We start from the raw sequence: 26,228 nt of genomic DNA, 5'->3' as shown, positions 1-26,228 counted from the left end.
CTCACTTGAGGCGGGCGACCGTGCGCCCGGACAGGTCGATGACGAGATCGGTGACGTTGATGAAGTGCCCGTCGGCGGTCTTCACGATCAGTTGCACGCAGCGGCTCGCGCCGCACTGGCCGGCACCCTGGTCAGCGGGCTTCGCCGTGTAGACGTGCGCGGTGGGGACGAGCCCGTCGGCGCCGCCCAGCTGCTGCCCGGTGGCCTTGCGGTACGCCTCGCGGAAGTTCGCGCCCAGCGGATCGGCGAGCAGCAGGTCCAGGGCGACCTTGGCCTCCCGCTCGGACGCCGGTGGCTGCATCCCGGTCGCGGAGTAGGACTTGACGAGCTTTCCGGTCCGGACGTCGACGACCTGCTTGTACAGCTTCTCGGTCCGGTAGTCGTAGAAGTACAGTTCGGCCTCCCGGCCGGTGCCCTCGGCGTCCAGCTCGGCGGCCAGGTACTCCGGGCCGGGCTGGCCGGTCACGTCCCGGGCGGTCGCGGCCAGTTCCGGGGTGAGCGCGATCCCGCGCGCCCGGTCGACCTCGGTGCCGGTCAGCGGGTCGCTGCCGGTTCCGGCGGCGGCCTCGGGCACCGGGCTGGGGTGCGAGACCCGGGGCTGGTCGGCTGTCGCACCGGGGGTGGCCGGCGCGCTGGGTGCGGCATTCGCCTGCCACGAGGCGAGCCCGAAGGCGGTCACCGCGCTGACGGTCGCGATGCCGAGGCCCCAGCCCCATTTTCGGTAACGATCCACTGTCCGCATTCCTCCCGGTCGCTTGGCAGTGCGCCGTGAAGAATGGTGAGAGGCGAGTGAAATTCATGTGAGGTGGTCCCGGGTCTCGGCCGGGAGCATCCGCGAGCTCACTCCAATGTGCCTGGTCATCTCGATAATGCGGCGGTCGCGAAAAGGGTGAGATTTGTTCCAAGACATTCATCGAATCAGGAATGGTCGACGCATGTCTATTTTATTACCATCGATATCCGGCGGCTCGGCGCCGGTCCGCCCGCTCGACGTGGCACGGCGCCGGCCGGGGGCACGACCACGCCCCGTCGCGCCGTCAGCCGCGTCCGCCGCCGGCCTGCTCCGGGCGCGCCCGGGCGGCCGTGGCCGCTCCCGCCGCCGGCCGGTCGATCAGCCGGGTGGCGACCGGCCCGGCCACCGCGAGCACGATGACGTAGGCCGCGGTCAGCGGACCGAGCGAGCCGTGGCCAGCCGTCCCGATCAGGCTGGCGATCACCAGCGAGAACTCGCCGCGGGTGATCAGCGCGGTCCCGGCCCGCAGCCGGCCCTGGGGCCCCGCGCCGTCCCGGCCCGCGGCGTACCAACCGGTGGCGATCTTCGTGCAGCCGGTCACCGCGGCGAGGGCGAGCGCCGCCGGCAGCATCGGCACCAGGTCGGCCGGGTGCACCGAGAGGCCCACGGCCAGGAAGAACGCCGCCGCGAACAGGTCGCGCAGGGGACCGATGACCGCACGCGTACGGTCGGCGACCTGCCCGGTCAGCGCCAGTCCCAGCAGGAACGCGCCGACCGCGGCGGACGCTTCGAGCAGTTCGGTGACTCCGGCCACGATCAGTGTCAGGCTCAGCACCCGCAACAGCATCTGCTCGGTGTCGGCGGTGTCGAGCAGCCGGGCGAGCGGCCCGCGCAGCCGGCGCGAGGCGATGAAGGCGAGCACCACCACCGCGACGCCGAGGGACATCCCGAGCACGGCCTGCCACCAGGCGCCGCCGGACGCCAGCACCGCGAGCAACGGCAGGAAGCCCGCCGTCGCGACGTCCTCCAGCACCAGCACGGACAGCACCGCCGGGGTCTCCCGGTTGCCCAGGCGGCGCAGGTCGGTGAGCAGTCGCGCGATGATCCCGGACGAGGAGATCCAGGTGATGCCGGCCAGCGCGAGACTCCCGGTCCAGTCCAGGCCCAGCAGCCGGCCGGTCAGCGCCCCCGGTACCGCGTTCAGCACCATGTCCACACCGGCCGAGGGCAGGTGGCGGCGCAGGCTGACGGACAGTTCCTCGACCGAGAACTCCAGCCCCAGGGTGAGCAGCAGCAGGACCACGCCGATGGTCGCGCCGGTCCGGATGAACTCGCCGGCCGCCGGCACCGGGGCGACGCCGCCCGGGCCGAGCGCCAACCCGGCCAGCAGGTACAACGGGATCGGCGAGAAGCCGAAGCGCCGGGCCGCCGCGCCGAGGAAGCTCAGCGCCGCCAGCACGACACCCAGCTCCACCAGCAGCGCTACCGAGGTGTGCACGGCTCATCCGCGCAGGATGCGCTCGACACCCGCGATGCCGTCATGGGTGCCGATGACCACCAGCACGTCGCCGGGCCGCATCACCTGGCCCGGCCCCGGAGAGGCGATCACGTGGTCGTTGCGGACGATCGCCACGATCGACGCCCCGGTCCGCGTCCGTGCCCGGGTCTCGCCCAACGGCCGGCCGGCGAACGGCGAGCCGGCCGGGACCGGTATCTGGCCGGCGCCGAGGCCGGGAATCTCCCGGGTCAGGTCGGCGAACCGCTCGGCGATCCGCAGCGCGCCCAGGATGTCGGCGACGGTGTCCGCCTCGTCCCGGGTCAGCCGGAACAGCGGCACGGCCACATCGGGGTCGGCGGTGTACGCCACCACGTCCACGTCGCCGCTGCGCGCGGTGACGATGCCGAGCCGGTCCCCGGCGCTCGTGGTGAACTCGTAGCGCACGCCGACCCCGGGCAGCAGAACCTCGGTCACGTCCATGTGTCCATCGTCGTCGAGCCACCGCGCCGGCCCCGGCCGAACCGCGCCGAGCCGCGGCCCGGATCACCCCTTGGGCGGGGCCGGGCCCGGCACGCGGATGAGCCGAATCGCCCCCGGCATCGGCCGCCGCCGTTCGACAATGGGAGGGTGGTGGCCGGCATCCTGTCCCAGGCCCGGAATCCGGCGCGGCTCGCCGGCGCGTGCACGGTGGCGGCCGGCGTCGCGGTGCTGCTCGGCTACACCGCCGGCATCCGGTGGCTGGTGCGCCCGGTCCCGGTCGGGCCGTTCATGGTGCCGTTGACCGCGGTGACCTTCGTCCTGGCCGGAACGAGTCTGTGGCTGCTCGCGCCGCGCCCCGCCGCCGGCACCGCGCCCCGGGCCGCCGGGCAGGCGCTGGGCTGGCTGGTGGCGCTGGTCGGCGCGGTCGTGCTGGTGGAGTACGGCGCCGGCCGCGGCACCGGGATCGACCTGCTGCTGTTCCCGGACCGGATGCGGGCGTGGTCCACCGGCGGCAACGCGGGGCAGCCCGGCCTGTACGCCGCGGTGGCCTTCGTGACGCTCGGCACGACCCTGGCCCTGCTGGACGCCGGCCCGCGCCACGGGCCCCGGCCGGCGCGCCTGCTGCTGCCGGCCACGGCGCTGGTGACCGTGCTGGCGATCCTCGGCAGCGCCTACGACCTGAGTTTCGTGACCTCGCCGACGATCGGCCTGGCGCTCAGCACCGACGCCGTCCTGGTCGTGCTGGCCGCCGGTCTCCTGCTGGCCCGGCCGGAGCTGCCGCCCACCCGGGTGTTCCGCGGCCCGGGTCCCGGCGCGCTGGCCGGTCGGCGCCTGGCGCCGGTGCTGGCGCTGGTGCTGTTCGCCGGCATCCTGGCGATCCTGGCGTCCGGCAGCCGGATGCCGGCCGGCGGGCTGGCCATCACGGCGACCACCATGCTGCTGCTGCTCGTCCTGTACCTGGTGTTCGTGCGCGCCGGCGCGGCGCTGGACGCCGCCCAGCGCGAGCGCGAGCGGTTCATGCGCCAGCTGGAGGAGACCGAGCGGCTGGAGGCGCTGGGAATCCTCGCCGGTGGGGTGGCGCACGACTTCAACAACGCCCTGGCGACCATTCTGGGCACCGCGGCGCTGGTCGCCGAAGACCTCGGCCCGGACCATCCCAGTCAGCCGGACATCGAGCGGATCCGGGCCAGCGCCCAGCGCAGCGCGGATCTCACCAGCCAGCTGCTGATCTTCGCGCGGCAGGAGCCACGCCGGGCGCAGGCCATCGACGTGGCCGCCGCCCTCCGTGGGATCGAGGACCTGATCCGGCGCACCATCGGTGAGGACATCGACTTCAGCTGCCAGCTGGCCGACCACCTCGCCCCGGTCCGGATCGACCGGAGCGACCTGGAGCAGGTCATCCTCAACCTCGCGGTCAACGCCCGGGCCGCCATGCCCGGCGGCGGGTCGTTGCGCATCAGCGTCGGCGCGGTCACCCTGCCGGACGCGGCGACCCCGCCGCCACCCCTGCCGGCCGGCCGTTACGTCCACATCGCCGTCACCGACACCGGCACCGGCATGTCGCCCGAGGTGATCAGTCACGCCTTCGAGCCGTTCTTCACCACCAAGCCCGTCGGGCAGGGCACCGGGCTGGGCCTGGCCAACGCGTACGGCGTCGTCACACAGGCCAACGGCCACATCACCCTGGACAGCGAGCCGGGCCGGGGCACCACGGTGAACCTCTACCTGCCCGCCATCGCGGCGGCGGACCGGGACGCCCCGGCCCCGGCGGGCGCCGCGCCGGAGGGTCACGCCGAGACGATCCTGCTCGTCGAGGACGAGTCCGCGGTCCGTCAGACCGTGGCCCGGACGCTGACCCGGCACGGGTACCGGGTCCTGGAGGCGTGCTCGGCCGACGAGGCGAGCGCGGTGTTCCACCGGCCGGGCGTGCACGTCGACGCGCTGCTCACCGACGTCACCATGCCCCGCTCGTCCGGGTACCAGCTCGCCGAGCGGTTGCACGACGTGGCGCCGGACCTGCCGGTGATCTTCATGTCCGGTTACACCGCCACCGCGCCGCCCGGCGGCGGCACCGCCCGCTTCATCTGCAAGCCGTTCAGCGCCCGGATGCTGTTGACGACGGTGCACGAGGCATTGACCGGCGCCGTGCCGTCGCCCACGGCGCGGTAGCACGACCCGGTTCACATCATTGATCTTCTTGACACAAGTGTGTCCGATAACCACCATGTGAGAGCGCTCTCTTCTCGCCCTCGGGCATGAGGTGGCGTGGCCGCGGCTCGCCGGAGGCCCCCCATCCCCCGCCGCGGCCGATCAAGGTTCCCCCGTCTTGAGAATCGAGGACACTCGATGAGATCCCCCCGAAGACTCATCTCGCTGCTGGCGGCCTTCAGTGCCGTCGTCGCCGGCGGCCTCTACGCGGCCACCATGCCGGCGTCCGCGGCGACCGGCCCGGCGCTGCTGCCGTTCAAGGTCGCCAACAACACCGGCCGCGCCGAGGCGACCTACCTCTACGTGCTGGGCACCAACCTGAGCACCGGCCGGCTGGGCTACGTCAACGCGGCCGGCACGTTCACCAACTGGCCGGCCGGCGCCAACCCGCCGAGCCCGGCGCCCGACGTGGCGATCGCCGGACCCGGCACCGGTGGCAGCACCACCATCCAGCTGCCCAAGGGCGTCTCCGGGCGGGTCTACTTCTCGTTCGGGCAGAAGCTGAAGTTCTTCCTCACCCCGGACGGCCTGGTGCAGCCGGCGCCGTGGTCCAGCGGCGACGCCAACCGGGACATCCTCTTCGACTGGAGCGAGTTCACCTACAACGACGCCGGGCTGTGGCTCAACAGCTCCCAGGTGGACATGTTCGCCGTGCCGCACACCGTCTCGGTCACCGGTGGCGCCGGCACCCGCTCGACGGGCACCATCGTGGCCAACGGGCGGGACAACGTCATCAACGGCGTCAAGGCGGCCGGCTGGGGCGGCACCGTCCACACCCGCTCGGACGGCACGGTCCTGCGGGTCCTCGCGCCCGGCAAGGCCGCGGACGCCGGTGGGCTCAGCGCCACGTACCTGGACTCCTACATCACCAGCGCGTGGAACGCGTACACCGGCAAGACGCTGACCGTGGTGCCGTTCGCCGACCAGCCGAACACCAGATACTTCGGGCGCACGTCCGGCACCGTGATGACCTTCACCAACGCGAGCGGGCAGCGGGTGGCCACGTTCAACAAGCCCAGCTCCGCGAACGTCTGGGGATGTGACGGCAACCTGGCCGCGCCCAACGACCAGGTGGTCGGTCCGATCGCGCGGACCCTGTGCGCCGCGCTCAACCGCGGCACCCTCGGCACGGTCGACACCCAGCCGAGCACCGACGCGTCGCAGTTCTACAAGAACAACCCGACCAACCAGTACGCCAAGTTCGTGCACGCCAACATGGTCGACGGCAAGGCGTACGCGTTCGCCTTCGACGACGTCGGCGCGTTCGAGTCGCTGGTCAACGACGGCGCGCCCAGCTCCGCCGGAATCACCCTGGACCCGTTCACCGGCGGTGGCGGCAGCACGCCGACCACGCCCCCGGCCACCGCGACCGGCAACCCGGTGATCAGCGACTGGAACGGCAAATGCATCGACGTGCCGGCCGCCAACTTCGCCGACGGCGTCAAACTGCAGATGTACACCTGCAACAACTCGGCCGCCCAGAAGTGGACGTTCACCGGCGGGACGCTGCGCACCCAGAACAACAAGTGCATGGACGTGGCCTGGGGCGCGACCGCCAGCGGCACGGCCATCCAGATCGCGACCTGCTCCGGCAACGCCGCACAACAGTTCGTGCTCTCGGCCGCGGGCGACCTGGTCAACCCGCAGGCCAACAAGTGCATCGACATCAAGGACTGGAACGGCAACGACGGCGCGGCCCTGCAGCTGTGGGACTGTGCCGGCAGCGCGAACCAGAAGTGGCACAAGGGCTGAGCACCCGCACCGCCCCCGGCCGGGGCGCTCGCCGCTCGCGAGCGCCCCGGCCGGGGTGTCCGGCGGTCAGGCCGTGATGTTCCACCGCTGGCAGGCGTTGCCCAGCGAGCTCCACTGGCGCACCGCGACACCGTCGGCCGTGCCGCAGTCGGTGACGTCGAGGACCAGGCCGTTGCCGCGGTTGGCGATCAGGTGGCCGCCGTCGATCGGGGTGAGGCTCCACTCCTGGCAGGCGTTGCCGAGCGGGGCCCACAGGTTCACCGCCGTGCCGTTGGTGGCCCCGCAGTTCACCGAGTCCAGCACGGTGCCGCTGTTGACGTTGGTGATGCGGTAGTAGCCGCTGCTCGTCCGGGTGAACGTCCACTGCTGGCAGGCGTTGCCGAGCGAGGACCACTGTTGGATCGCGGTGCCGTTGGCGGTGCCGCAGTCGCGCGCCTCGAGGACCTTGCCGCTGGCCTGGTTGACCAGCCGGTACCTCGTACCGCCGGCCGGGAAGGAGACCGTGCCGCCCGGGTCGCCCGCCGGCGCGGTCAGGGCGGCGGAGAGCCGGTCCGGGGTACCCAGATCCGGGCTGCCGTCGGCGTTCCAGGTCACCTTCTTGATCCGGGTGGTCCGGGTGGCGCCGCAGCCCTGCGCGGTGGTCTCGTTCGCGTGGTACGCCATCCACGTCTCGCTGCCGTCCGGCGAGGTGAAGAACGAGTGGTGGCCCGGCCCGTAGACGCCGTTCGCGTCGCTGCGCCCGAAGATCGGGGTGCTCTTCTTCGTCCACGAGCTCGCCGCCAGCGGGTTGCCGCCGGTCAGGGTCAGCATCCCGAGCTTGTAGTCGGGGGTGTTGCAGGAGCTGGCCGAGAAGGTCAGGTAGGTGGCCCCGTTGTGCTGGATGACGTACGGGCCCTCCTCGATGTTGCCGCCCGCCTTCTCCCAGTCGTAGCTGGGGTAGGAGATCCGGGTGCCGTACGCGGACACCGTCCACGGGTTGCTCATCGGCGCGATGAACAGGCTCTGCAGGTCACCGACCCAGGAAGAGTAGAGGAAATAGTTCTTCCCGCCGATGGTGGCGACGCTGCCGTCGATCGCCCAGCCGTTGCCGGCCTGCACGTTCAGCTGCCCCCGGTAGGTGTAGGGGCCCATCGGGTCGGTGCCGGCGCTCTCCAGCACGAAGGAGCGCTGCCCGTCACAGCACGCGGCGGTGCCGGCGCTGTAGTAGAGGTACCAGCGGGTGCCGTTCGGGCCGCTGAGCTTGTGCAGCGAGGGCGCCCACATGTTGCAGCAGTTGGTGGCGCCGGTGCCGGTGTACACCACCGACGCGGTGGCGCCGGGCAGCGCGGCGACCGACTTCGCCTTCTTGATCACCAGCTGCGAGTTCCAGGTGGTGGCGGCCAGGTAGTAGTAGCCGTTGTCGTAGCCCATCCACGGGTCGGCGCCGTACGGCGCGGCGGCGACCGGGTTGGTGAAGGCGACTGCCGCGTCGCTGGGCGGCGGGCGGAGGGTGACCGCGGTGACGGCCGCGACGGCCATCAGGAGCACGACCGCCGCCGCGCGCACGCGGCGTCGTATCGCGAATCGGGGAACGGACATCGGGGGTTCCTTCCGGGATGCCGGCGTCCGGGGACGAACGGGCCGGCGACGGGCGGGGACGCACTGGGTCAGTGGCCGCACGCGCCGCAAAGGTTGCCCCGGTACCGGAAAATCCCCGGACCCCGCCGCGGACCCGGCGTCCGCCCCGGCGAGGACGGGCGCCCGTCCCCGCGGCGGCCCGGCGCCGCCGCGGGGTGAGCGCGTCAGCGGCCGGCGCGGGCCGGCGCGCTGCCGGTGTAGACGGTCAGGCCGAGCGCGCCGGTGTCGAGCCGGCCGTCGGCGTCGACGGTGAACCGCCAGCGGTCGTACCGGGTCTGACCGAGCACGATCACCACCCACGCCGCGTCGGGCCGGTTGACCAGGGACTGGGCCCGCTCCAGCTCGCGGCTGCCCGGGGTGGAGCCGAGGATCAGCACGCCGAGCGTGCGCTTGCCGCCGGAGCTGCCGCCGCGCAGGGTGTACGCGGTGTCCGAGCCGTCCCCCTCGGCGAGCGAGAGCGCGTCGCGGATGCTGACCCGCTCGCCACCGGTCAGGTGCGGGCGGATGTCACCGGCGACGACCTGCACCCCGCCGGCCCACGGGCTGCTGCTGAGCTCCTCGGTCCACGCCGCGACCAGATCACGGGCCGCGGCCTTGTCACCCTGGATACTGATCATGCCGGTGGCCTGGCCGAGATCGATCAGCTCCCGTACGCCCCCGGTGGTGCCCAGGGTGACCAGGCGCGGGCACGGGCTGGGCAGGTCGTTGCTGGCCGGCAGCGCCTGCAGGTCGCGCAGCGAGGCCTGCCAGATCCGGCCGTGCTCCAGGGCCTCCCACGGCTCGGTCGGGTCCTCGTCCGGGGCGGCCAGGCGCAGCGAGATGCGGCTCTCGTCGATCGAGACGGCGTACACCGGGGGCGTCGGGCGCCCGCCCGCGTCGGCGGCGGTGACCAGCACCTGCAGCGCGCGATCGATGGTCCAGGCGGCGGCGGTGTCGAAGGTGCGCGTCGGCGCGGCGACGGCCGGCTCGGCGGCGCCGCGCGCGGCGGGTTTGCGCGCGACCGGCTGCCCCGCCGCGGCAACCGGGCGGCGGCGCAGGAACCACAGGACACCGGCGACGATGCTGGCCAGGAGCAGGACGCCGGCCACGATCCACAGAACGAGCGCCGTCGTGCCGGATTCCTTCCCGCTGGCGGGCGCGGCGGGGGCCGCCGCGGCGGCGCTGGGCGCGCCGCTCGCCGCGGCGCCGGGCGCGTTCACCACCAGCGGTCCGGTCTGCACCCCGTCGCCCTTGGCGTCCGCCGGCAGGTACAGGTACCACCCGGGCGTGATCACGGTCGGGTCGGTCAGGCTCCCGCCGTCGGGCTGGATCCGGCCCTTGTTGAGCGCGAAGATCTCCCGCCACCGCTCGCCGTCGCCGAGGAAGCGCGCGGCGATCTCGTAGAGGAACTCGGGCGCGCCCTGGTACTCGTGGCGCACCTGGTACCACTTCATCTCCTCGCGCTTGGCCGGCAGCACGGACGCGTGCCGGGCCGGGGCCGCCGCGACCGCCGGCGCCGCGGTCGTGCCCACCGTCGTGGCCAGTACCAGTCCCAGCAGGACAATGCCGCCGCGACGGATCGTTGGACGGTGCATAGGGCATCTTCCTCGCGCAGAGATGATCGTGACGCCGACACCCTACATTCACGGTGTGCGATAACGTGGGGCGACTTTCTGCCCGTCTCGTCACCCCCTGCCGTCTCCGTTCCGATGGCGTCACGAGGCGTGTGGACTCGGGCTCTCGGAGGCGCTGTGCAGCTGTTATCAACCATTGTCGACCCCGCGACAGGCGACTCCGCGGACGTGGCCCTGGTCACAGACGGCGATGCCACGATCGAGGCGCTCGCTCACTCAGTGCAACGGCACCTCCGGGATGCGGGACGGCGCACCGGAACCCCGACCCTCTACGCCGACGGCAAACCCCTGGATCCCGCACTGACCGTGGCCGGGTCGGCGGTCCGCGACGGCGTGGTGCTCAGCCTCGACGCGCCCGCCGGATGGCCGGCTCCGGAGCAGCCCGGGCTGCTCGAGGTGCGGATCGTCGGCGGGCCCGCGGCCGGCGGTTTCGTCCGGCTCAGCACCGGCGGCGGCGACCTCGGCGGCGCCCCGGAGTGCTGGGTGACGGTCGCCGACCCGGCGCTGCCGGCCGTCGCCGCCGCGGTCAGTGTGGACGTCCACGCCCGCTGCACGATCGAGCCGGCCGCCGGGGTGGCCCTGACCCTCGACGGCGCGGAGGTCACCGGGCGTGTCGAGTGGCGTCCCGGGCAGCTGCTCCGGGCCGGCGGCTCGCTGCTGGATCTGGCCGGGTACACCCGCCCGGACGCCGCCCTGGAGCCCTCCGCGGACGGCACCGGCCTGGACTACAACCGCCCGCCGCGGATCCGGCCGCCGCGTCACGAGACCAAGTTCCGGCTGCCGATGCCGCCGAAGGAGCCGCAGCGCAGCCCGCTGCCGTGGCTGATGGCGATCGTCCCGCTGGTCGGCGCCGTCGCCGCGATGCTGCTCACCGGCAACAAGACGCTGCTGCTGCTCGCGCTGCTCAGCCCGCTGTCGCTGTTCGGCAACTGGCTCATGTCGCGCAAGCAGGGCAAGCAGTCGTACGCCCAGCTGCGCCAGGAGTACGTGGCCCGCAAGACCCGCATCGAGCAGGACGCGCGCGACGCCCTGGAACTGGAGAAGGCCGAGCGGCGCGGGATGTGCCCGGATCCGGCGCTGATCGCGGTGATCGCCACCGGGCCGCGCCGCCGGCTCTGGGAGCGCCGCCGCCGCGACCCGGACCACCTGCTGATCCGGGTGGGCAGCGGCGAGCTGCCCGCCGAGGTGGCGCTCGACGACCCGGAGCGCGACGAGCACCGGCGTACCGTGCACTGGTCCATCCCGGACGTGCCGGTGACCCTGTCGCTGCGCGAGCACGGGGTGATCGGTTTCGCCGGCCCCGGCGACAGCGCCCGGGCGCTCGGCCGCTGGGCGGTGCTGCAGACCGCGGTGCTGCAGAGCCCGGCCGACGTGCAGGTGACCCTGCTGACCGACCCGGCCGGCCGGGCGAGCTGGGACTGGGTGCGCTGGCTGCCGCACGCGCGGCCGGGCCAGCCGGGCGGTCCCGCGGTGCTGATCGGTCACGACGCCGACTCGGTGGGCCGCCGGGTGGCCGGGCTGCTGGAGCTCGTCGAGCAGCGCGCCGCGGTACGCAAGGAGACCGGCTCGGCCGGCTTCCGCGAGCCGGACATGCTGGTCGTGCTGGACGGCTCGCGCCGGCTGCGGTCGCTGCCCGGGGTGGTGCAGCTGCTGCGCGAGGGCCCCGCGATGGGGGTGTACGCGATCTGCCTGGACACCGACGAGCGGCTGCTGCCCGGCGAGTGCCAGGCGGTCGCGGTGGCCGAGGGCGGCCGGCTGCGGATCTCGCGTACCGGAGCGGACCCGCTGGCCGACATCGAGCCGGACCTCCCGCCGGCGGCCTGGTGCGCCGGGGTGGCCCGGGCGCTGGCCGCGATCCGGGACGTCAGCGACAACGAGGACGACGCGGCGCTGCCCACGTCCAGCCGGCTGCTCGACGTGCTGGCGCTGGACCCGCCGCGACCGGAGGACATCCTGACCCGCTGGGCGGTCCGGGGCGCGAGCACGGCGGCGGTGGTCGGCGAGTCGTTCGACGGGCCGTTCGAGATCGACCTGCGGCGCGACGGCCCGCACGGGCTGATCGCCGGCACCACCGGCGCCGGCAAGTCCGAGTTGCTGCAGACCATCGTGGCGGCGCTGGCCGTGGCCAACCGCCCGGACGCGATGACGTTCGTGCTCGTCGACTACAAGGGCGGCAGCGCCTTCGGGGACTGCGTACGCCTGCCGCACACCGTCGGCATGGTCACCGACCTGGACGAGCACCTGGTCCGCCGGGCCCTGGAGTCGCTCTCCGCCGAGCTGCGCCGCCGCGAGCACGTGCTGGCCGCCGCCGGCGCCAAGGACATCGAGGACTACACCCGGGTGGCCGCCCGGCAGCCCGGCGCGGCGCCGCTGCCCCGGCTGCTGATCGTCATCGACGAGTTCGCCTCGATGGCCCGGGAGCTGCCGGACTTCGTCACCGGGCTGGTCAACATCGCCCAGCGGGGCCGGTCGCTCGGCATCCACCTGCTGCTGGCCACCCAGCGGCCCAGCGGCGTGGTGTCGCCGGAGATCCGGGCCAACACCAACCTGCGGATCGCGCTGCGGGTCACCGACGCCGCGGAGAGCCAGGACGTGCTCACCGCGCCGGACGCGGCCCGGATCGCCAAGAGCACGCCGGGCCGGGCGTACGTGCGGCTCGGCCACGCCTCGCTGGTGCCGTTCCAGGCCGGCCGGGTCGGCGGGCGCCGTCCCGGGGTGGCCGGTGCCGCCGACGCGGCGCCGCCGCAGCTGCGCGTGCTCGACTGGGCGGACCTGGCCCGGCCGATCGAGCCCGCCAAGGCGCCGCAGCAGGCCCGGCAGGAGGAGGTCACCGACCTGCAGGTGCTGGTGGAGGCGCTGCGGGTGGCGGCCGAGCAGGCCGGCGTGCCGGAACAGCACAGCCCGTGGCTGCCGGCGCTGCCGTCGTCGGTGCGGCTCGACGACCTGGCGGCCACCGACGGTGTCCCGTACGGCGTGGAGGATCTGCCCGCCCAGCAGGTGCAGCGGACCGCGGCGCTGCGGCTGGACCAGTTCGGCCACCTGATCGCGGCGGGCGCGCCCCGCACCGGGCGCTCCCAGCTGCTGCGCACCCTGGCCGGCTCGCTGGCCCGCACGCACTCCAGCGCGGACGTGCACCTCTACGGCCTGGACTGCGGCAACGGCGCGCTGCTGCCGCTGGGCGGGCTGCCGCACTGCGGGGCGGTGGTCACGCGTACCGAGGTGGAGCGGGCGTTGCGCCTGATCGACCGGATCGGTGAGGAGATCCGCCGCCGGCAGGGGGTGCTGGCGGCCGGCGGCTACGCGGACGTCGCCGAGCAGCGCCGGGCGGCCACCGGCGCCGAGCGTCTGTCGCACGTCTTCCTGCTGCTGGACCGCTGGGAGGGGTTCCTGTCGACGCTGGGCGAGCTGGACAACGGCACCCTCACCGACAAGATCTTCACGTTCCTGCGGGAGGGCGCGAGCGTCGGCGTGCACGTGGTGATCACCGGGGACCGGTCGGTGCTCAGCGGCCGGATCGCCGCCCTCACCGAGGACAAGATCACGTTCCGGCTGGCCGACAAGACCGACGTGGCGATGCTCGGGCTGCACCCGCGCAATCTGCCGGACGAGATCGAGCCGGGCCGCGCGTTCCGCGCCGAGACCGGCATCGAGGTGCAGGTCGCGCTGCTCGCCGAGGACCCGAGCGGCGCGGCGCAGGCGGCCGCCCTGGCCGAGATCGGCCGGCTGGCCACCGAGCGCGACGCCGCGGTGCCCGCCGCGCTGCGCCCGTTCCGGCTGGGCGAGGTGCCGGCCCAGATCGGCTACGCGCAGGCGGTCGCGCTCCCGCAGGCGGCGACCGGGGCCGGTTGGGTGATGGCCGGGGTGGGCGGCGAGCACCAGTTGCTGCGCTACGGGCCGGACCTGGCCACCGGCGTGCCGGCGTTCGGCATCGGCGGCCCGGCCAAGTCCGGTCGCAGCACCATGCTGACGAGCATGGCCCGCTCCGCGCTGGACGCCGGTCAGCAGGTCATCGTCCTGGCGCCGCGTACCTCACCGGTGCGTGACCTGGCCGGCCGCCCGGGCGTGCTGGCCGTCCTCACCGGCACGGACGTCAGCCCGGAGGAGCTGACCGGCGCGCTGGCGCGGGTGACCGGCCGGGCGCTGATCGTGGTCGACGACGCGGCCACGCTGCGCGACGCGGCGGCCTCCGGCGAGCTGCGCGACGTCATCCGCAACGGCGAGGCCCGGCAGCTCGCGGTGATCTACGCGGGCGACCCGGAGGATCTCAGCGTCGGCTTCAGCGGCTGGCTGGTCGACGCCCGGCGCAGCCGGCGGGGCGCCCTGCTGTCGCCGCAGAACCGCACCGACGGCGACCTGATCGGGCTGCGGCTGCAACGCGCGGCGGTCGGCCAGCCGGTCCGGCCCGGGCGGGCGATGCTGCACCTGGGCGACGGTGAGCCGATCACCGTGCAGGTGCCGGAGTGACGCAGGGGGGCGCCGCGGCGCCCCCCTGCGTCACTCCGGCACGCCGGTCAGCTGCTGCGCAGCGCCTTGGCCAGCTCGTCGTCCGCCTGCTGGAAGGTGTCCGCGGCGGTGGTCAGGTACTTGCCCATGCCCTCCAGCCCCTCGATCACCTTGCTGGCGCCGTCGTTGAACTCGGTGTACGACTGGTCGAACTGCTTGCTCGACGAGTCGGTCACGTAGCCGCCGTTCACCAGGCTGTTGACCATGTTCTTCAGCTCGCTGAGCCGGGAGATGATCTCTTCCTTGCCGTTGGTGAGCTTGGTCGCGGCGTCGCGCATCTCCTGGTACGTCACATTGACGTTCGCCATGTCGTTCTCCTTGTCAGGCGCTGGTGAATCGGAAGTCGGGCGGCGCGGCGCCGGCCGGGGAGGGTCGACGCTCGCGGTCGAGCGGGCCGGCGCGGGGTGGGACTCAGGCTCCGGTGAAGCGGAAGGTCGCGGTGACCGCGTCGAAGACGTCGAAGAACTCCGTCTCCAGGGCGAGCACCGGGGAACTGCCGGTGATCAGGGCGACCCGGGTCGGCTCCGGTCCGGGGAACGGCACGAAGGTCTGCATGATCAGCGAGCGGACCCAGCCGGCGCCGTCGGGCAGCGTGACGTCGTCGACGCCGCGGGTGCGGGGCACCCGGCCGGCGCCCGGGATCTCCACCGACTCGATCTCTCGCCAGAGCGAGTCGGCGCCGCGGCGGGGCCGGGCGGTCAGGTGCGGGGTGATCGCGTCGGCGGCGCCCTGCCCGTCCGGGGCGTCCACGACGGTCACCGTGACGGTGGCCGACATGATCGCGTCGCCGACGACGGTGACCAGCGTGCCGCAGAAGCGGGCGCCGCTGTCGTACGCCCGCCGCGCCGTCTCGCGCAGCACCTTGGCCAGCGCGGACCGGTGCTCGTAGAGCTCCGGCACGTCCTTGAGGCGGGTCTCGACCAGCGAGTTGACGGCGGCGTTGCGCGCGTCGGGGTGCAATTCCAGCTCGAACCACGAGTCCGGCACGGTGATCGAGAAGCCGGTCACGGTCATGGCTCAGCCCTTCATGCTCTCGCGCAGTTGCGAAGCCAGATCGTCGTCGGCCTTGCGCAGGTTCTCGACGGCCTGCTTGGCCATCTTGATCAGCTCCTCGCAGTTCTTGTCGACCCGTCCCCGGCCGTCGCGCCAATGTGACTCGAAGTGACTGATCGCATGGTCGACTTCTCGACCGCCGAGGTCTCCGGAGAACTCGTTCATCCAGGTCCTGGCCGAGTCCATACCGGCTCTAATGCTCTCCAACTGGACAGCAAAGTCCGACAGGCCGTCCAGATTGACCGTTAAGCGGTCGGCAGCCATGCCTCTCCGTCCCTGTCGATCACGTGCGCCGGTGGCAGCGTACGCGGCCGAGGGGAGATCATCCAACCTCATGATCGGAACGCTGCGTGACGGAACACGTTAGACTCCGCCGCGTCGCAGGGAGAGTGGAGGCACCATGGCTAGGCCGGCGGACTGGTACGTCCTGGACATGGACGGCGATCCCACGCCCGGCGACCCGGAGCGGGTACGCCGGCTCGCGGAACGCTTCCACGACTTCGCCGACCACGCATACCGGGCCAAGCGCGCCGTCGACTCGCTGCAGGGCGACGGCTCGCTGCTGACCTGGGTGGGCCAGTCCGGGGACGCGTTCCGCGAGCAGTTCGGCGAGTTCCCCGGGCAGATCGACAAGCTGTACCGCTCGCACCGGATGGTCGGCGACGCGCTGGAGGACTTCGCGCCCGTACTGGAGAGCGCCCAGGCCCAGGCGGACCGGGCGCTCGCCGACGGCCGGATCGCGGCGGAGAAGCTCACGTCCCTGCAGGGCTCGCTGAGCATCGCGGAGACCGACTTCACCGGCGCCGCGCAGGCCGCCGAGCGGCTCAACGCCGAGACCCAGGCGCCGGACCCGGAGCAGGTCAAGCAGGCGGTCCGGGACGCCGAGGCCGCGCAGCAGCGCCGCGACCGGGCGCGCAGCGCGGTCGCCGGGGCGCAGGGCGAGCTGGACCTGGCCAAGCAGCTGGCGATGCAGGCCAAACAGTTGCGCGACGGCGCCGCGCGCACCTGCGCCCGGCAGATCGACGACGCCTCCGACGCCGGCATCCAGCCGCGCTCCTTCTGGCAGAAGCTGGGCGACGCGTTCAAGGAGCTGTGGAACATCATCTGCGAGGTCGCCAAGTGGGTGGCCCTGGTCGCCGGCATCATCGCGATGATCATCGGTGGGCCGCTGGCCTGGGTGGCCCTCGCCGCCGGCGCGATCCTGCTGATCAAAGCGGTGGTGGACTTCGCGCACGGCAAGGGGTCGGTGATGGACCTGGTCTTCGGCCTGCTCGGGGTCATCCCCGGGGTCAAGGGGCTGACCTCGCTGTCCAAGCTCAGCGCGCTCTACAAGACCGGCGGCCTCAAGGAGATCGGCAAGGCCGCCCTCACCGGCATGAAGGCCCTGGCCAACGACATGGTCAACCTGATCAAGGGGGCTGGCGTGGGCGCGGTCACCGTGGTCAAGAACCTCGGCGGGCTGGTGAACCTGGGCGCGGCCCGGCTCGCCGACCTGTTCCACGTCAAGGTCCCGCCGGTGCCCAGGGACGTCTCCCGCTCGATCGACATCCGCGAGTGCGTCACCGACCCGATCGACGTCGCCACCGGCGAGATGGTGCTCACCGAGGTGGACCTGGAGCTGCCCGCGCCACTGCCGTTCCGGCTGGAACGCACCCACCTGTCGTCCTACCGCGGCGGCGGCCTCTTCGGCCGGAGCTGGGCCTCCACCCTGGACCAGCGGATCGAGACCGACAGCCGGGCGACGCTGTTCTTCGCCGCCGACGCGATGGTGCTGGTCTACCCGACCGGCGCGCCGGGCACCGCGGTGCTGCCCGAGGAGGGCCCGCGCTGGCCGCTGACCGTCGCCGCGGACGGCAGCGCCCGCCTGGACACCGGCGAGCGCGTCCTGACGTTCGGCGCGGACGGGCGGCTGCGGTCGGTCGCCGATCACGACGGCAACCTGCTGCGGGTCGAGCGCGACCCGGACGGCGTCCCGCGCGCCCTGCACCACCCGTCCGGCCGGCGGGTCCGGTTCACCGCGCAGGACGGCCGGATCACCGGGATCACCCTGGCCGCGGCCGGTTCCGGCCGCCAGACGGCGGTCGCCGGTTTCCGGTACGACGGTGACGGCCGCCTGACCGAGGTGCGCAACATCTCCGGGGTCCCGGCGACGTTCCGGCACGACCACGAGGACCGGATCACCCAGTGGATCGACCGCAACGGGTACGGCTACCGCTACACCTACGACGAGGACGGCCGCTGCGTCGGCACGGTCGGTGAGGACGGCTACCTCAGCGCCACCCTGACCTACGAGCCCGGCCGCACCACCTGGACCGACTCGCTGGGGCACACCACCACCTACACGTTCGACGAGTACCACCACAAGACCAGCGTCACCGACCCGCTCGGCAACACCACCCGCTTCGCCTGGGGCCGGCACAACCGGCTGCTGTCGCAGACCGACCCGCTGGGCCACACCACCCTCTACGGCTACGACGAGCAGGGCCGCCCGACCACGGTGACCCGGCCGGACGGCGTCGTGGTGCCGGCTCCCGCCCCGGGCGCCGCGCTGCCGGGAACCGCCCCGCGCCTGGACCCGGACCGGCTGCGCGGCGGCCGCCCGGCCCACCCGCAGCGGATGGAGGGCCTGGCCGGGTGGGCGGTGACCGGCGACGGCGAGACGATCAGCTACGACCCGGAGGGCTACCCGGTGGAGCGGGCCGACGCCGCGGGCGGCCGGTGGCGCGCCGAGTACGGGCCGTTCGGGCTGCTGCGGGCGACCGTGGACGCGGACGGGCTGCGCACCAGCTACACCTACGACACCGAGCTGCGGATCACCTCGGTCACCGACCCGCGCGGCCTGGTCTGGCGCTATGCGTACGACCCGGCCGGCCGGCTGGTCAGCGAGACCGATTTCAACGGCCGCACCCGGTACTTCGGCTACGACGCGGCCGGCCGCCCGATCACCGCGACCAACGGCCTCGGCGAGACCGTGGAGTTCGTGCGGGACCCGCTCGGCAACGTGATCGAGCGGCGCACCCCGACCGGGACCACCACCTACCGCTACGACCGCGACGGCCGGCTGGTCGAGGCCGGCGGCGCCGGCACCCGGCTGGCCGTCGAGTGGGACGCGGACGGGCGCCGGGTCGCCGAGACGGTCGACGGACGCACCGTGCGCCTGGACCGCGACGCGGCGACCGGCACCGTCACCCGGCACACCCCGGCCGGGGTGGTCAGCGCCTGGACGATGGACCCGTTCGGCCGCCCGTACGCGCTGCGCTCCGGCGGGCACGAGCTGCGGCTGCGCCACGACGTGCGGGGCCGGGAGACGCATCGCGCCGTCGACGGCCGGGCCGTGATGTCCCAGACGCACGGCGACGGCGACCGCCTGCTCGCCCAGGAGCTGCCGGGGACCGGCGTGCGCGGCTTCGAGCACCGGGCCGACGGCATGGTGACCGCGATCACCGACTGGACCGGGCGGCGCGAGTACGACCTGGACCGCACCGGCCGGGTCACCGGCGTCCGGGGCGCGGGGCACGACGAGACGTACCACTACCGGCAGGGACGCCTCGACGGCGAGTACGACGGCACGCTGCTGCGCGCCGCCGGCCCGGTCTCCGGCACGTACGACGCGCACGGCCGGATGACCAGCCGTACCGTCGCGGGCGCCGGCACCTGGCACTTCACCTGGAACGCCGACGACCAGCTGGTCGAGGCGCACACCCCGGGCGGCGACGTCTGGCGTTACCGGTACGACCCGCTCGGGCGCCGGATCAGCAAGCAGCGGGTGACCGGCGGGGTGGCCGTGGAGCGCTACGACTTCGCCTGGTCCGGCAGCACGCTGGTGGAGCAGGCGCACACCGACGCCGACGGCACGCTGCGGGTCACCACCTGGGACCACCACCCGGGCGACGGGCGGCCGGTCGCCCGGACCGTGCGGGTCGGGGCCGACTTGGACTACGCGACCGTGGTCACCGACGCCGCCGGCACCCCGACCGAGCTGCTCGGCGCCGACGGCGCCCTGCGCTGGCGCAACAGCGCCACGCTGTGGGGCGCCACCGACACCCCGGCCGCGGTGCAGCCGCTGGCCTTCCCCGGGCAGTACCGCGACGACGAGACCGGCCTGCACTACAACGTCTTCCGCTACTACGACCCGCTGGCCGGCCGGTACCTGAGCCAGGACCCGCTGGGCCTGGCGCCGGCGCTGGACCCGGCCGGCTACGTCGCCAACCCGCTGCTGCTGACCGACCCGCTCGGCCTGATGTGCACCGGTCCGGGCGGCTCCAGCGTCCCGCACGTCACGCCCGGCGGCACCGAGGACCTGGCGGCCACCCTGGACCTGTTCGACGAGGCGGGCGACCTCGGGGTGTCGGCGATCACCGCGTACAAGAACCCGTACCTGGTGATCCCGAACCTCGTGCCGAACGTCTCCAAACCGAAGTGGCTCTACCACGGCTCGGACGTCCCGCCGGAAAAGATCTTCCAGGAGGGCCTGAAGTCGAACGCCATCTTCAAGGAGGCGAACCCGCACTACGACATCAAGCTGCACCAGCAGAACAGCTCGAAGGTGCGCGAGGGCAACACCTACAGCGGCTTCATCTCGACCACCTCGGACTGGAGCACCGCGCTGCAGTTCGTCCGGGACAAGGACATCGCGTTCCAGCTGCAGAACCTGCCGGCCGAGGGCGTCGAGTTCACCAGGAAGATCGGCGGCAAGGAATACAAGATGCACTACGGGTACGTCTACGTGGTGCGTGCCGACAGCCAGCCCTTCGTCGAGCTCAACGTGCAGGCGGTGCACGACGCCAGCAAGGCGTCGCAGATGGAGTTCGCCGCGCTGGACCACATCCCCGGGAAGAACATCTCGCACGCGTTCAAGATCGACATGCCGTACAACGTCGGGATCAAGGACGGCGTGCAGCAGCTCGACATCCCGCCCGGCCAGTTCAAGATGGAACAGTTCGACAACGACGGCTACGTGCCGGGCAACCGGTGAGGAGCATGACGATGCAATGGATGTACGCGGTCGACCCGGCCTACGAGGGCGCCGACGAGATCCCGCCGTACGCGATCGCCGGCGCGTACCCGGTCGACGCGGACGGCACGGTGGGCACGGAGATGATCCCCAACCCCGACTACCGGCCGTCGCCGCGCGTCCTCGGCCTGCCCGCCCCGGCCAACGACGTCGAGGCGGCCATCCAGAACGCCGCCACCGGGCACGGTGACGACCACGCGGTGCGCACCGCTCTGCTGGCCGGCACGGTCTTCGTCGACCCCGCCGCTCCCGGCGACGACCCGGAGGTGCGCGCCTGGACCTCGGACCGCTACCTGCCGGTGGCCGGCGAGGACCGGGACTGGCGGCGGCTTCCGGTGACCCGGCTGGCGGCCGGGCTCGGGGACCGCGCGCTGCTGCTCAACCCCGGCACCGACCTGGAGGTACGGCTGCCCGCCGCCGCCCTGGTCTGAGCCCGGCGGGCATCCGGCGGCAGCGCGGGCCGCCGCCGGATGCCCATCGATGCCCACGACTGCCGCTGATCGCCGCACGTCGATATGGTGGCGGGCGTGAGATCTCGCATCGTCGCAGTCCTCGTGTCCCTGCTGACAGTTCTGTCCCCGACCGCCGCCGCACACGCCGCGGACGACCCCCTGCTCGACCGGCTGGCGGCCGTCCCCGGGCTCTCCGTCGTCTCCGAGACGCAGGCCAGCGGCTACCGGTTCTTCGTGCTGACGTACCGCCAGCCGGCCGACCACCGCCGTCCCGGGGCCGGCGCCTTCGAGCAGCGCCTCACCCTGCTGCACCGCTCCGACGACGCGCCGGTGGTGCTGGCCACCAGCGGGTACGGTCTGCCCGCCAACCCGCGGCCGGCGCAGACCGAGCCGACCGCCCTGCTGGGCGCCAACCAGATCTCGGTCGAGCACCGCTTCTTCACCCCGTCCCGGCCCGCCGCGGCCGACTGGTCCGACCTCGACATCTGGCAGGAGGCGACCGACGAGCACCGGATCGTCACCGCGTTCAAGACCCTCTACTCGGGGCGCTGGATCCAGACCGGGGCCAGCAAGGGCGGCATGACCTCGGTCTACCACCGGCGGTTCTACCCCGGTGACGTCGACGGCGTGGTGGCCTACGTCGCCCCGGACGACGTGGTCAACCCGGCCGACCGGGCCTACGACCGGTTCTTCGACACGGTCGGCACGCCGGAGTGCCGCGCGGCCCTCGACGACGTGCAGCGCGAGGCGCTGCGCCGCCGGGACCGGCTCGTCCCCCGGCTGGCGGCCGACGCGGCCGCACAGGGCTGGACGTTCGACCGGACCATCGGCACCGCCGACCGCTCGTTCGAGATGACCGTCCTGGACGCGGTGTGGGCGTTCTGGCAGTACAGCACGGTCGCCGACTGCGCGACGGTGCCCGCCGCCACCGCGACCGACGACCAGCTGTACGGCTGGGTCGACACGGTCGCCGGGTGGAGCTTCTACACCGACCAGGCCCTGGAGTACTACTGGCCGTACTACTACCAGGCCGCCACCCAGCTGGGCTGGCCCAGCCTGCGCTTCGAGCACCTGCGCGGGCTGCGCGCGTACCCCGGCCTGTACACCGCGAACTCGTCGCTGCCGGCCGAGCTGCGCCGCCGGCACAACCCGGTACCGATGATCGACGTGGACCTGTGGGTCCGTACCGCCGCGCCGCGGATGCTCTTCATCTACGGCGAGAACGACCCCTGGGGCGCCGAACGGTTCACGCCCAGCAAGCGGGACTCCGCGCTGTACGTGGCCCCGGGCGCGAATCACGGCGCGAACATCAGCAAGCTGAACGCGCAGGACGCCGCGCAGGCCACGGCCACGCTGCGCCGCTGGGCCGGCGTGCCGGCGGCGCTGGCCGCCCCGGCCGCCGTGGACCTGCCGCTCGACGACATGCTCGGCGACCGCCGGCGCATCGGCTGACGCCACCGGCGCGCCGCGCCACCGTTGACCACCCGCCCGGCCGGGCCGTGCACCGGCCGGGCGGTCACCGCCGGCCGCGCCGTGCACCGGCCGGCGGTGACCGGCGCGGCGCCCGTCCGGTGGCGTGGCCGCTCAGGCGGGGTGGGCGCGAAGGCCGGAGACCCCGATGAGGATCTGGCAGAGGCCGACGAAGACCAGGGTGGTCGCGCCGATGAACAGGAACGTGGCCAGCCCCAGCCCCGGCCAGACGAGCACGGCGATCGCGGCGAGCACGGCGCACAGCCCGGTCGCGAGCCGCCAACCGGCCCCGTCCGGATGGACGCCGCTGTCACCGATCGTCGTGAAGATCTCGGCCAGGCCGTCGAGCAGCCAGCCGACGGCCACGATCACCAGCAGCAGCACCAGCGACCCGGCGACGTTGCGCAGGCAGACGATGCCGACCAGGCCGGTGAGCACGCCGAAGATGACGCCGAGCACCCGCTGCACCACCGGGGTGTCCGGGTCGACGAGAAGCTGAGCCGCCCGGACCACACCCATCACCAGCAGCTGGGAGCCGAACAGGAGGCCGACCACCCGCAGGGTGGCCGACGGCCAGGCGAAGGCGACGATGCCCATCACCACCGCCAGCACGCCCGCCGCCAGGCGCAGCCACACCGCATTCCTGGACATGACGGTTCCCCTCTCCGACACAACGCCGGCACCGGCCGGCCCAGCCGCTGCCGTCTCAGTGGTAGCCGATCTCCCGGCCGTGCGCGGCCAGCGCGTAGATCACCAGCACGTCGACGGCGATCACGATGGCGCACCAGACCGGGTACGCGGGCAGGAACATCATGTTCATCAGGGCGCTCAGCCCGGCGATGGCGATGCCGACCACCCGCGCCCAGGTCTGCCCGGCCAGCAGGCCGACACCGGCGGCCACCGCGATCGCGCCGAGCACCAGGTGGGTCCATCCCCAGGTGGTGTAGTCGAAGGTCAGCACGAGCCCGGAGCTGGTGGCCAGGTAGTAGTTGTCCCGGACGATGGCGACCAGCCCCTCGATCGCCTGGAAGCTGCCGAGCAGCAGCATCATCACGCCGGCGAACAGCACCATGCCCGCCCAGCCGGTGGATTCCCGGCCCGGCACCGGCATGCCGTACGACGGCTGCTGGGTGTACCCGGTTCTCTCCTGTGTACTGGACATCTCGGTGGTTCCTCCGTTCGGTTTGTCGGGTGGATCCCGTTCGGTTTGTCGGGGTGGATCCGGAGATCCTGACGCGACAGGTCCCTTCCGGCATCGCTCGGCCCGTCTCGGTCGCGACCTTCGCCGTTCCTCGCGCGCCACGGTTCGCTGCCACGGTCCTCCCGCGCCGCGTGCGGCGCCTCATCCCGGCGGAATGAGGTGCCGGCGCGCGGCCCGCGGGGATGCTGGTGCTGCCCTGGCGGCCCGCCGCGCAAAGAGAGACCTGTCATGCCGATCGAGTACAGCCGGGCCGGTGGCCGGCTCACCCGGGTGCCGTCCGGCGGGCCGGAACGCCGGGGCCGACGCGGGCCACGATGCCGCCGGGGTCCCGGTGGCGGCGCTCCGGCCCGCCGTTCCGGCCGGCTCCGCGGCCGTGGACGCGCCGCCGGTCCGGCCGGCGGGCGCCGCCGGGTGCCGGTGGTGATCCGCCGCCTCGACGGCTGGCAGCGCCGGCACCGAGCGGTCGCCTTCGGCTACGCGGTGCTCCGCAAGTACCTGGACGACGGCGGCACCCGGGAGGCCGCGCTGATCACCTACTACGGGTTTCTCAGCCTCTTCCCGACGCTGCTGCTCGGCGTGACGATCATGTCGCGGGTGCTGCCCCGCCGGCCCGAGCTGCGCCGGGAGCTGTTCGACGCCATCGTGCCGCCGGTGCTGCGGCCCGGCGTGGAGGCGGGCCTCGCCGCCCTGCCCACGTCGCGTGCCGCGTGGCTGATCGGGCTGGCCGGCCTCGCCGTCGCCGGGGCCGGGGTGGTGCTGTCCGCGTACCGGACGCTCAACCACCTCGCCGCGGTCCCCTACCGGCAGCGCTCCGGTCTGGTCTCGCGGTACCTGCGGGTGCTCGCCGCACTGGCGGTGGTCCTCGCCGGCGCGGTCGTGGTGGCGGTGGCCGCGCTGCCGCAGCTGTCCTTCGCCGGCGGGTGGGCCGCCTCGTGCGTGGCGGCGTACGCGGTGCTGGTGCTGGTCACCCGGCTGCTGCTGGACCGGCCGGCGCCGATGCGCGCGCTGTGGCCTGCCGCGCTGCCCGGCGCGGTGGGGATCACGCTGGTGCTGCAGCTGGGCGCGGCGCTGATGCCGGGGCTGATCCGGCGCGCCGGGCCGATCTACGGCGGCTTCGCCACCGTGGCCGCCGCCTTCACCGTGCTCTACCTGCTGAGCAACCTTCTGGTGTGCGCGGCGGAGGCGGCCGCCGTCCGGCAGGCCGCCCTGTGGCCCCGAGGACTCGATCCGGGCGACCCGACGCCGGCGGACGTGCGTGCCCGGCAGCTGCTGATCCGGGAACAGGAGCGGGGGCCGGGCCGGGCAGCGCCGGGCGCCGCGTCCGCCGCCGGACGCCGCCGGACGCCGCGATTCATCCGCCGCGGGTGAGGAGCGCGCCGCGCCGGCTCGGCGACGCTGAGCCCCATGACCGTCAATCGTGCCCTGCGGGTCCGGCTGACCCACGAGACGGAGGAGGCGACGGCGTCCGGCGTCTACGGCATCATCGTCGGCGCCGCCGTCCTGGTCGCCGGGCACGGGGAGAGTGTCCGGGACGTGGTCGTCGCGGTCCTGGTCACCCTCCTCGTCTACTGGGCGGCCGAACGCTACGCCCGGATCGTGGCGGAACGCATCCATCAGGGTCGCCGGCCGGCCCGGCACGTCATCCGCGAGCAGCTGACCGCCGGCTGGGAGATCGTCACCGCGTCCGGCCTGCCGTTGCTGGTGCTCATCCTGGTACGCCTGAGCGGCGCGCGCCTGATCACCGCGGAGATCGTCTCGCTGGCCTGCAGCACGCTGCTGCTGGCCGTGGCCGGCTGGCGGATCGGCGCGAACGGCCGGCTGAGCACCGGTGAGCGGGTCCAGTGCACCGTGGTCGCCGGCATGTTCGGGGTCGTCCTGATCATCCTCAAGACCCTGCTGCACTGACCCGCCCCGCGGCGCCACCCGGTGCCCGGGCGACGCCGTACCCGCCGGCGGGCTACCGGGCAGCCGCTCCGTGCAGCGCGTCCTGCAGCTCGTTCTCGGCCTCCTTGGACAGCGAGGACTTGAGCACCGTGCCGCCGTACACGCTGAGCGCCTCCACCGCCTTGTCCGGGGTGACGGCCTCGACCACCAGGAACAGCGCCGAGGTGCCCGGCTGCAACTGGTCCCGGATCCGCTCCTGGAAGTCCTTCTCGATCGCGCCCTTGGCGAGTTTGCCGGTCAGCGCGCCCAGCCCGGCGCCCACGGCCATGCCCAGGACCGGGATGAAGAACAGCATCCCGAACAGCAGGCCCCAGAACATCCCATAGGTGGCCCCGCCACCGACCGCGTGATGGTTGGTGGTGACGTGGAACTTGCCCTCCCGGTCCCGGATGATCACCGCAATCGCGTCCGGTTGGATGATCAGATCCTTGGACAGCCGATCCGCCTCCAGCGACGCCGCCGTCGCGGTGGTCTCGTCGGGGTATCCGATGGCGACCAGTGTTGCCATGACTTCTCCTCTTTTCCCTGGTGCTCGTTTCCTTGGCGTACGCCGCCGCGGCGCAGGCGGCGGCGTCCCGATCAGTCAGCCACGCCGCGGTGCGCCGTTCCTCACTCCGCGCGGATGAACCGGGCGCGGACACCGGGGGTCCGGCCGGCTCGACGTGACGCTCATCCCGCCCGGGGGAGGCG

Annotated in this window: 19 protein-coding genes; 8 read left to right on the top strand and 11 right to left on the bottom strand. The window is 73.3% G+C overall.

Annotated features, from left to right (window positions below):
- Position 1: 1 nt before the first annotated feature.
- The 3 genes from ACTEI_RS10115 to ACTEI_RS10105 form a co-directional block, all read right to left on the bottom strand.
- Positions 2-742: a hypothetical protein gene (locus tag ACTEI_RS10115; RefSeq protein WP_244940675.1), complete on the bottom strand. Its 741-nt coding sequence runs from the start codon at positions 740-742 to the stop codon at positions 2-4.
- A 295-nt stretch (positions 743-1,037) separates the two neighbouring features.
- Complete coding sequence (locus ACTEI_RS10110; RefSeq protein ID WP_122977417.1) at positions 1,038-2,231, bottom strand: cation:proton antiporter; 1,194 nt, start codon at positions 2,229-2,231, stop codon at positions 1,038-1,040.
- A 3-nt stretch (positions 2,232-2,234) separates the two neighbouring features.
- Positions 2,235-2,711, bottom strand: a complete 477-nt coding sequence (locus ACTEI_RS10105) for a cation:proton antiporter regulatory subunit (RefSeq protein WP_122977416.1) — start codon at positions 2,709-2,711, stop codon at positions 2,235-2,237.
- A 147-nt stretch (positions 2,712-2,858) separates the two neighbouring features.
- Here ACTEI_RS10105 and ACTEI_RS10100 point away from each other — a divergent pair, with 147 nt between their 5' ends.
- Positions 2,859-4,880 carry a hybrid sensor histidine kinase/response regulator gene (locus ACTEI_RS10100; RefSeq protein ID WP_122977415.1) on the top strand — a complete coding sequence of 674 codons (2,022 nt, stop codon included), beginning with the start codon at positions 2,859-2,861 and terminating at the stop codon, positions 4,878-4,880.
- 177 nt (positions 4,881-5,057) lie between these two features.
- Positions 5,058-6,671 (top strand): beta-1,3-glucanase family protein, encoded by a 1,614-nt coding sequence (locus ACTEI_RS10095; protein ID WP_122977414.1) that lies wholly within the window; start codon positions 5,058-5,060, stop codon positions 6,669-6,671.
- 66 nt (positions 6,672-6,737) lie between these two features.
- Here the strand turns inward: ACTEI_RS10095 and ACTEI_RS10090 are convergent, their stop codons facing one another.
- The gene (locus tag ACTEI_RS10090) at positions 6,738-8,249 is read right to left on the bottom strand and encodes a family 43 glycosylhydrolase (RefSeq protein WP_122977413.1); all 1,512 of its coding nucleotides are present in this window, start codon (positions 8,247-8,249) and stop codon (positions 6,738-6,740) included.
- Between the two features lie 203 nt (positions 8,250-8,452).
- Entirely contained in the window at positions 8,453-9,862 is a 1,410-nt protein-coding gene (locus ACTEI_RS10085; RefSeq protein WP_122977412.1) for a LysM peptidoglycan-binding domain-containing protein, read from the bottom strand.
- Between the two features lie 258 nt (positions 9,863-10,120).
- Here ACTEI_RS10085 and ACTEI_RS10080 point away from each other — a divergent pair, with 258 nt between their 5' ends.
- Complete coding sequence (locus ACTEI_RS10080) at positions 10,121-14,365, top strand: FtsK/SpoIIIE domain-containing protein (RefSeq protein WP_239082329.1); 4,245 nt, start codon at positions 10,121-10,123, stop codon at positions 14,363-14,365.
- A 47-nt stretch (positions 14,366-14,412) separates the two neighbouring features.
- On the opposite strand, the gene ACTEI_RS10075 is transcribed toward ACTEI_RS10080, so the two are convergent.
- The 3 genes from ACTEI_RS10075 to ACTEI_RS10065 all read right to left on the bottom strand — a co-directional run bounded on the left by ACTEI_RS10075 (position 14,413) and on the right by ACTEI_RS10065 (position 15,721).
- Positions 14,413-14,712, bottom strand: coding sequence for a WXG100 family type VII secretion target (locus ACTEI_RS10075; protein ID WP_122977411.1), 300 nt, complete (start codon positions 14,710-14,712; stop codon positions 14,413-14,415).
- Between the two features lie 103 nt (positions 14,713-14,815).
- The gene (locus tag ACTEI_RS10070; protein ID WP_122977410.1) at positions 14,816-15,418 is read right to left on the bottom strand and encodes a hypothetical protein; all 603 of its coding nucleotides are present in this window, start codon (positions 15,416-15,418) and stop codon (positions 14,816-14,818) included.
- 3 nt (positions 15,419-15,421) lie between these two features.
- On the bottom strand, positions 15,422-15,721 hold the full coding sequence (locus ACTEI_RS10065; protein WP_122977409.1) for a hypothetical protein: 300 nt from the start codon (positions 15,719-15,721) through the stop codon (positions 15,422-15,424).
- A gap of 136 nt (positions 15,722-15,857) precedes the next feature.
- On the opposite strand from ACTEI_RS10065, the gene ACTEI_RS10060 reads away from it, so the two are divergent.
- The 3 genes from ACTEI_RS10060 (at position 15,858) to ACTEI_RS10050 (ending at position 22,375) form a co-directional block, all read left to right on the top strand.
- Positions 15,858-20,432 carry a DUF6531 domain-containing protein gene (locus ACTEI_RS10060; protein WP_122977408.1) on the top strand — a complete coding sequence of 1,525 codons (4,575 nt, stop codon included), beginning with the start codon at positions 15,858-15,860 and terminating at the stop codon, positions 20,430-20,432.
- Positions 20,433-20,437: 5 nt separating this feature from the next.
- Positions 20,438-20,902, top strand: a complete 465-nt coding sequence (locus tag ACTEI_RS10055) for a type VII secretion system-associated protein (protein WP_239082330.1) — start codon at positions 20,438-20,440, stop codon at positions 20,900-20,902.
- 96 nt (positions 20,903-20,998) lie between these two features.
- On the top strand, positions 20,999-22,375 hold the full coding sequence (locus ACTEI_RS10050; RefSeq protein WP_122982036.1) for a S28 family serine protease: 1,377 nt from the start codon (positions 20,999-21,001) through the stop codon (positions 22,373-22,375).
- Positions 22,376-22,507: 132 nt separating this feature from the next.
- Here ACTEI_RS10050 and ACTEI_RS10045 read toward each other — a convergent pair whose 3' ends face one another.
- Both ACTEI_RS10045 and ACTEI_RS10040 read right to left on the bottom strand, forming a co-directional pair.
- Positions 22,508-23,044 (bottom strand): HdeD family acid-resistance protein, encoded by a 537-nt coding sequence (locus ACTEI_RS10045; protein WP_122977406.1) that lies wholly within the window; start codon positions 23,042-23,044, stop codon positions 22,508-22,510.
- A 55-nt stretch (positions 23,045-23,099) separates the two neighbouring features.
- Positions 23,100-23,555 (bottom strand): DUF7144 family membrane protein, encoded by a 456-nt coding sequence (locus tag ACTEI_RS10040; protein ID WP_122977405.1) that lies wholly within the window; start codon positions 23,553-23,555, stop codon positions 23,100-23,102.
- Positions 23,556-23,822: 267 nt separating this feature from the next.
- Between ACTEI_RS10040 and ACTEI_RS10035 the strand changes: the two genes are divergently transcribed.
- Positions 23,823-24,962, top strand: a complete 1,140-nt coding sequence (locus tag ACTEI_RS10035; RefSeq protein ID WP_122977404.1) for a YhjD/YihY/BrkB family envelope integrity protein — start codon at positions 23,823-23,825, stop codon at positions 24,960-24,962.
- Between the two features lie 36 nt (positions 24,963-24,998).
- Complete coding sequence (locus ACTEI_RS10030; protein ID WP_122977403.1) at positions 24,999-25,499, top strand: hypothetical protein; 501 nt, start codon at positions 24,999-25,001, stop codon at positions 25,497-25,499.
- 52 nt (positions 25,500-25,551) lie between these two features.
- On the opposite strand, the gene ACTEI_RS10025 is transcribed toward ACTEI_RS10030, so the two are convergent.
- Positions 25,552-26,046 (bottom strand): DUF1269 domain-containing protein, encoded by a 495-nt coding sequence (locus tag ACTEI_RS10025; RefSeq protein WP_122977402.1) that lies wholly within the window; start codon positions 26,044-26,046, stop codon positions 25,552-25,554.
- Between the last annotated feature and the right edge of the window lie 182 nt (positions 26,047-26,228).

This window comes from Actinoplanes teichomyceticus ATCC 31121, from assembly GCF_003711105.1.
Classification (GTDB): Bacteria; Actinomycetota; Actinomycetes; order Mycobacteriales; family Micromonosporaceae; genus Actinoplanes; species Actinoplanes teichomyceticus.
This window is presented reverse-complemented; position numbering and strand designations above follow the sequence as displayed.

Bases quoted from the DNA above. Each gene is read 5' to 3' on its own strand.
- ACTEI_RS10095 (WP_122977414.1), top strand. From the start codon at position 5,058: ATGAGATCCCCCCGAAGACTCATCTCGCTGCTGGCGGCCTTCAGTGCC.
- ACTEI_RS10030 (WP_122977403.1), top strand. From the start codon at position 24,999: ATGACCGTCAATCGTGCCCTGCGGGTCCGGCTGACCCACGAGACGGAG.
- ACTEI_RS10040 (WP_122977405.1), bottom strand. From the start codon at position 23,555: ATGTCCAGTACACAGGAGAGAACCGGGTACACCCAGCAGCCGTCGTAC.
- ACTEI_RS10115 (WP_244940675.1), bottom strand. From the start codon at position 742: ATGCGGACAGTGGATCGTTACCGAAAATGGGGCTGGGGCCTCGGCATC.
- ACTEI_RS10090 (WP_122977413.1), bottom strand. From the start codon at position 8,249: ATGTCCGTTCCCCGATTCGCGATACGACGCCGCGTGCGCGCGGCGGCG.
- ACTEI_RS10105 (WP_122977416.1), bottom strand. From the start codon at position 2,711: ATGGACGTGACCGAGGTTCTGCTGCCCGGGGTCGGCGTGCGCTACGAG.
- ACTEI_RS10085 (WP_122977412.1), bottom strand. From the start codon at position 9,862: ATGCACCGTCCAACGATCCGTCGCGGCGGCATTGTCCTGCTGGGACTG.
- ACTEI_RS10045 (WP_122977406.1), bottom strand. From the start codon at position 23,044: ATGTCCAGGAATGCGGTGTGGCTGCGCCTGGCGGCGGGCGTGCTGGCG.
- ACTEI_RS10025 (WP_122977402.1), bottom strand. From the start codon at position 26,046: ATGGCAACACTGGTCGCCATCGGATACCCCGACGAGACCACCGCGACG.
- ACTEI_RS10075 (WP_122977411.1), bottom strand. From the start codon at position 14,712: ATGGCGAACGTCAATGTGACGTACCAGGAGATGCGCGACGCCGCGACC.
- ACTEI_RS10060 (WP_122977408.1), top strand. From the start codon at position 15,858: ATGGCTAGGCCGGCGGACTGGTACGTCCTGGACATGGACGGCGATCCC.
- ACTEI_RS10070 (WP_122977410.1), bottom strand. From the start codon at position 15,418: ATGACCGTGACCGGCTTCTCGATCACCGTGCCGGACTCGTGGTTCGAG.
- ACTEI_RS10065 (WP_122977409.1), bottom strand. From the start codon at position 15,721: ATGGCTGCCGACCGCTTAACGGTCAATCTGGACGGCCTGTCGGACTTT.
- ACTEI_RS10035 (WP_122977404.1), top strand. From the start codon at position 23,823: ATGCCGATCGAGTACAGCCGGGCCGGTGGCCGGCTCACCCGGGTGCCG.
- ACTEI_RS10055 (WP_239082330.1), top strand. From the start codon at position 20,438: ATGACGATGCAATGGATGTACGCGGTCGACCCGGCCTACGAGGGCGCC.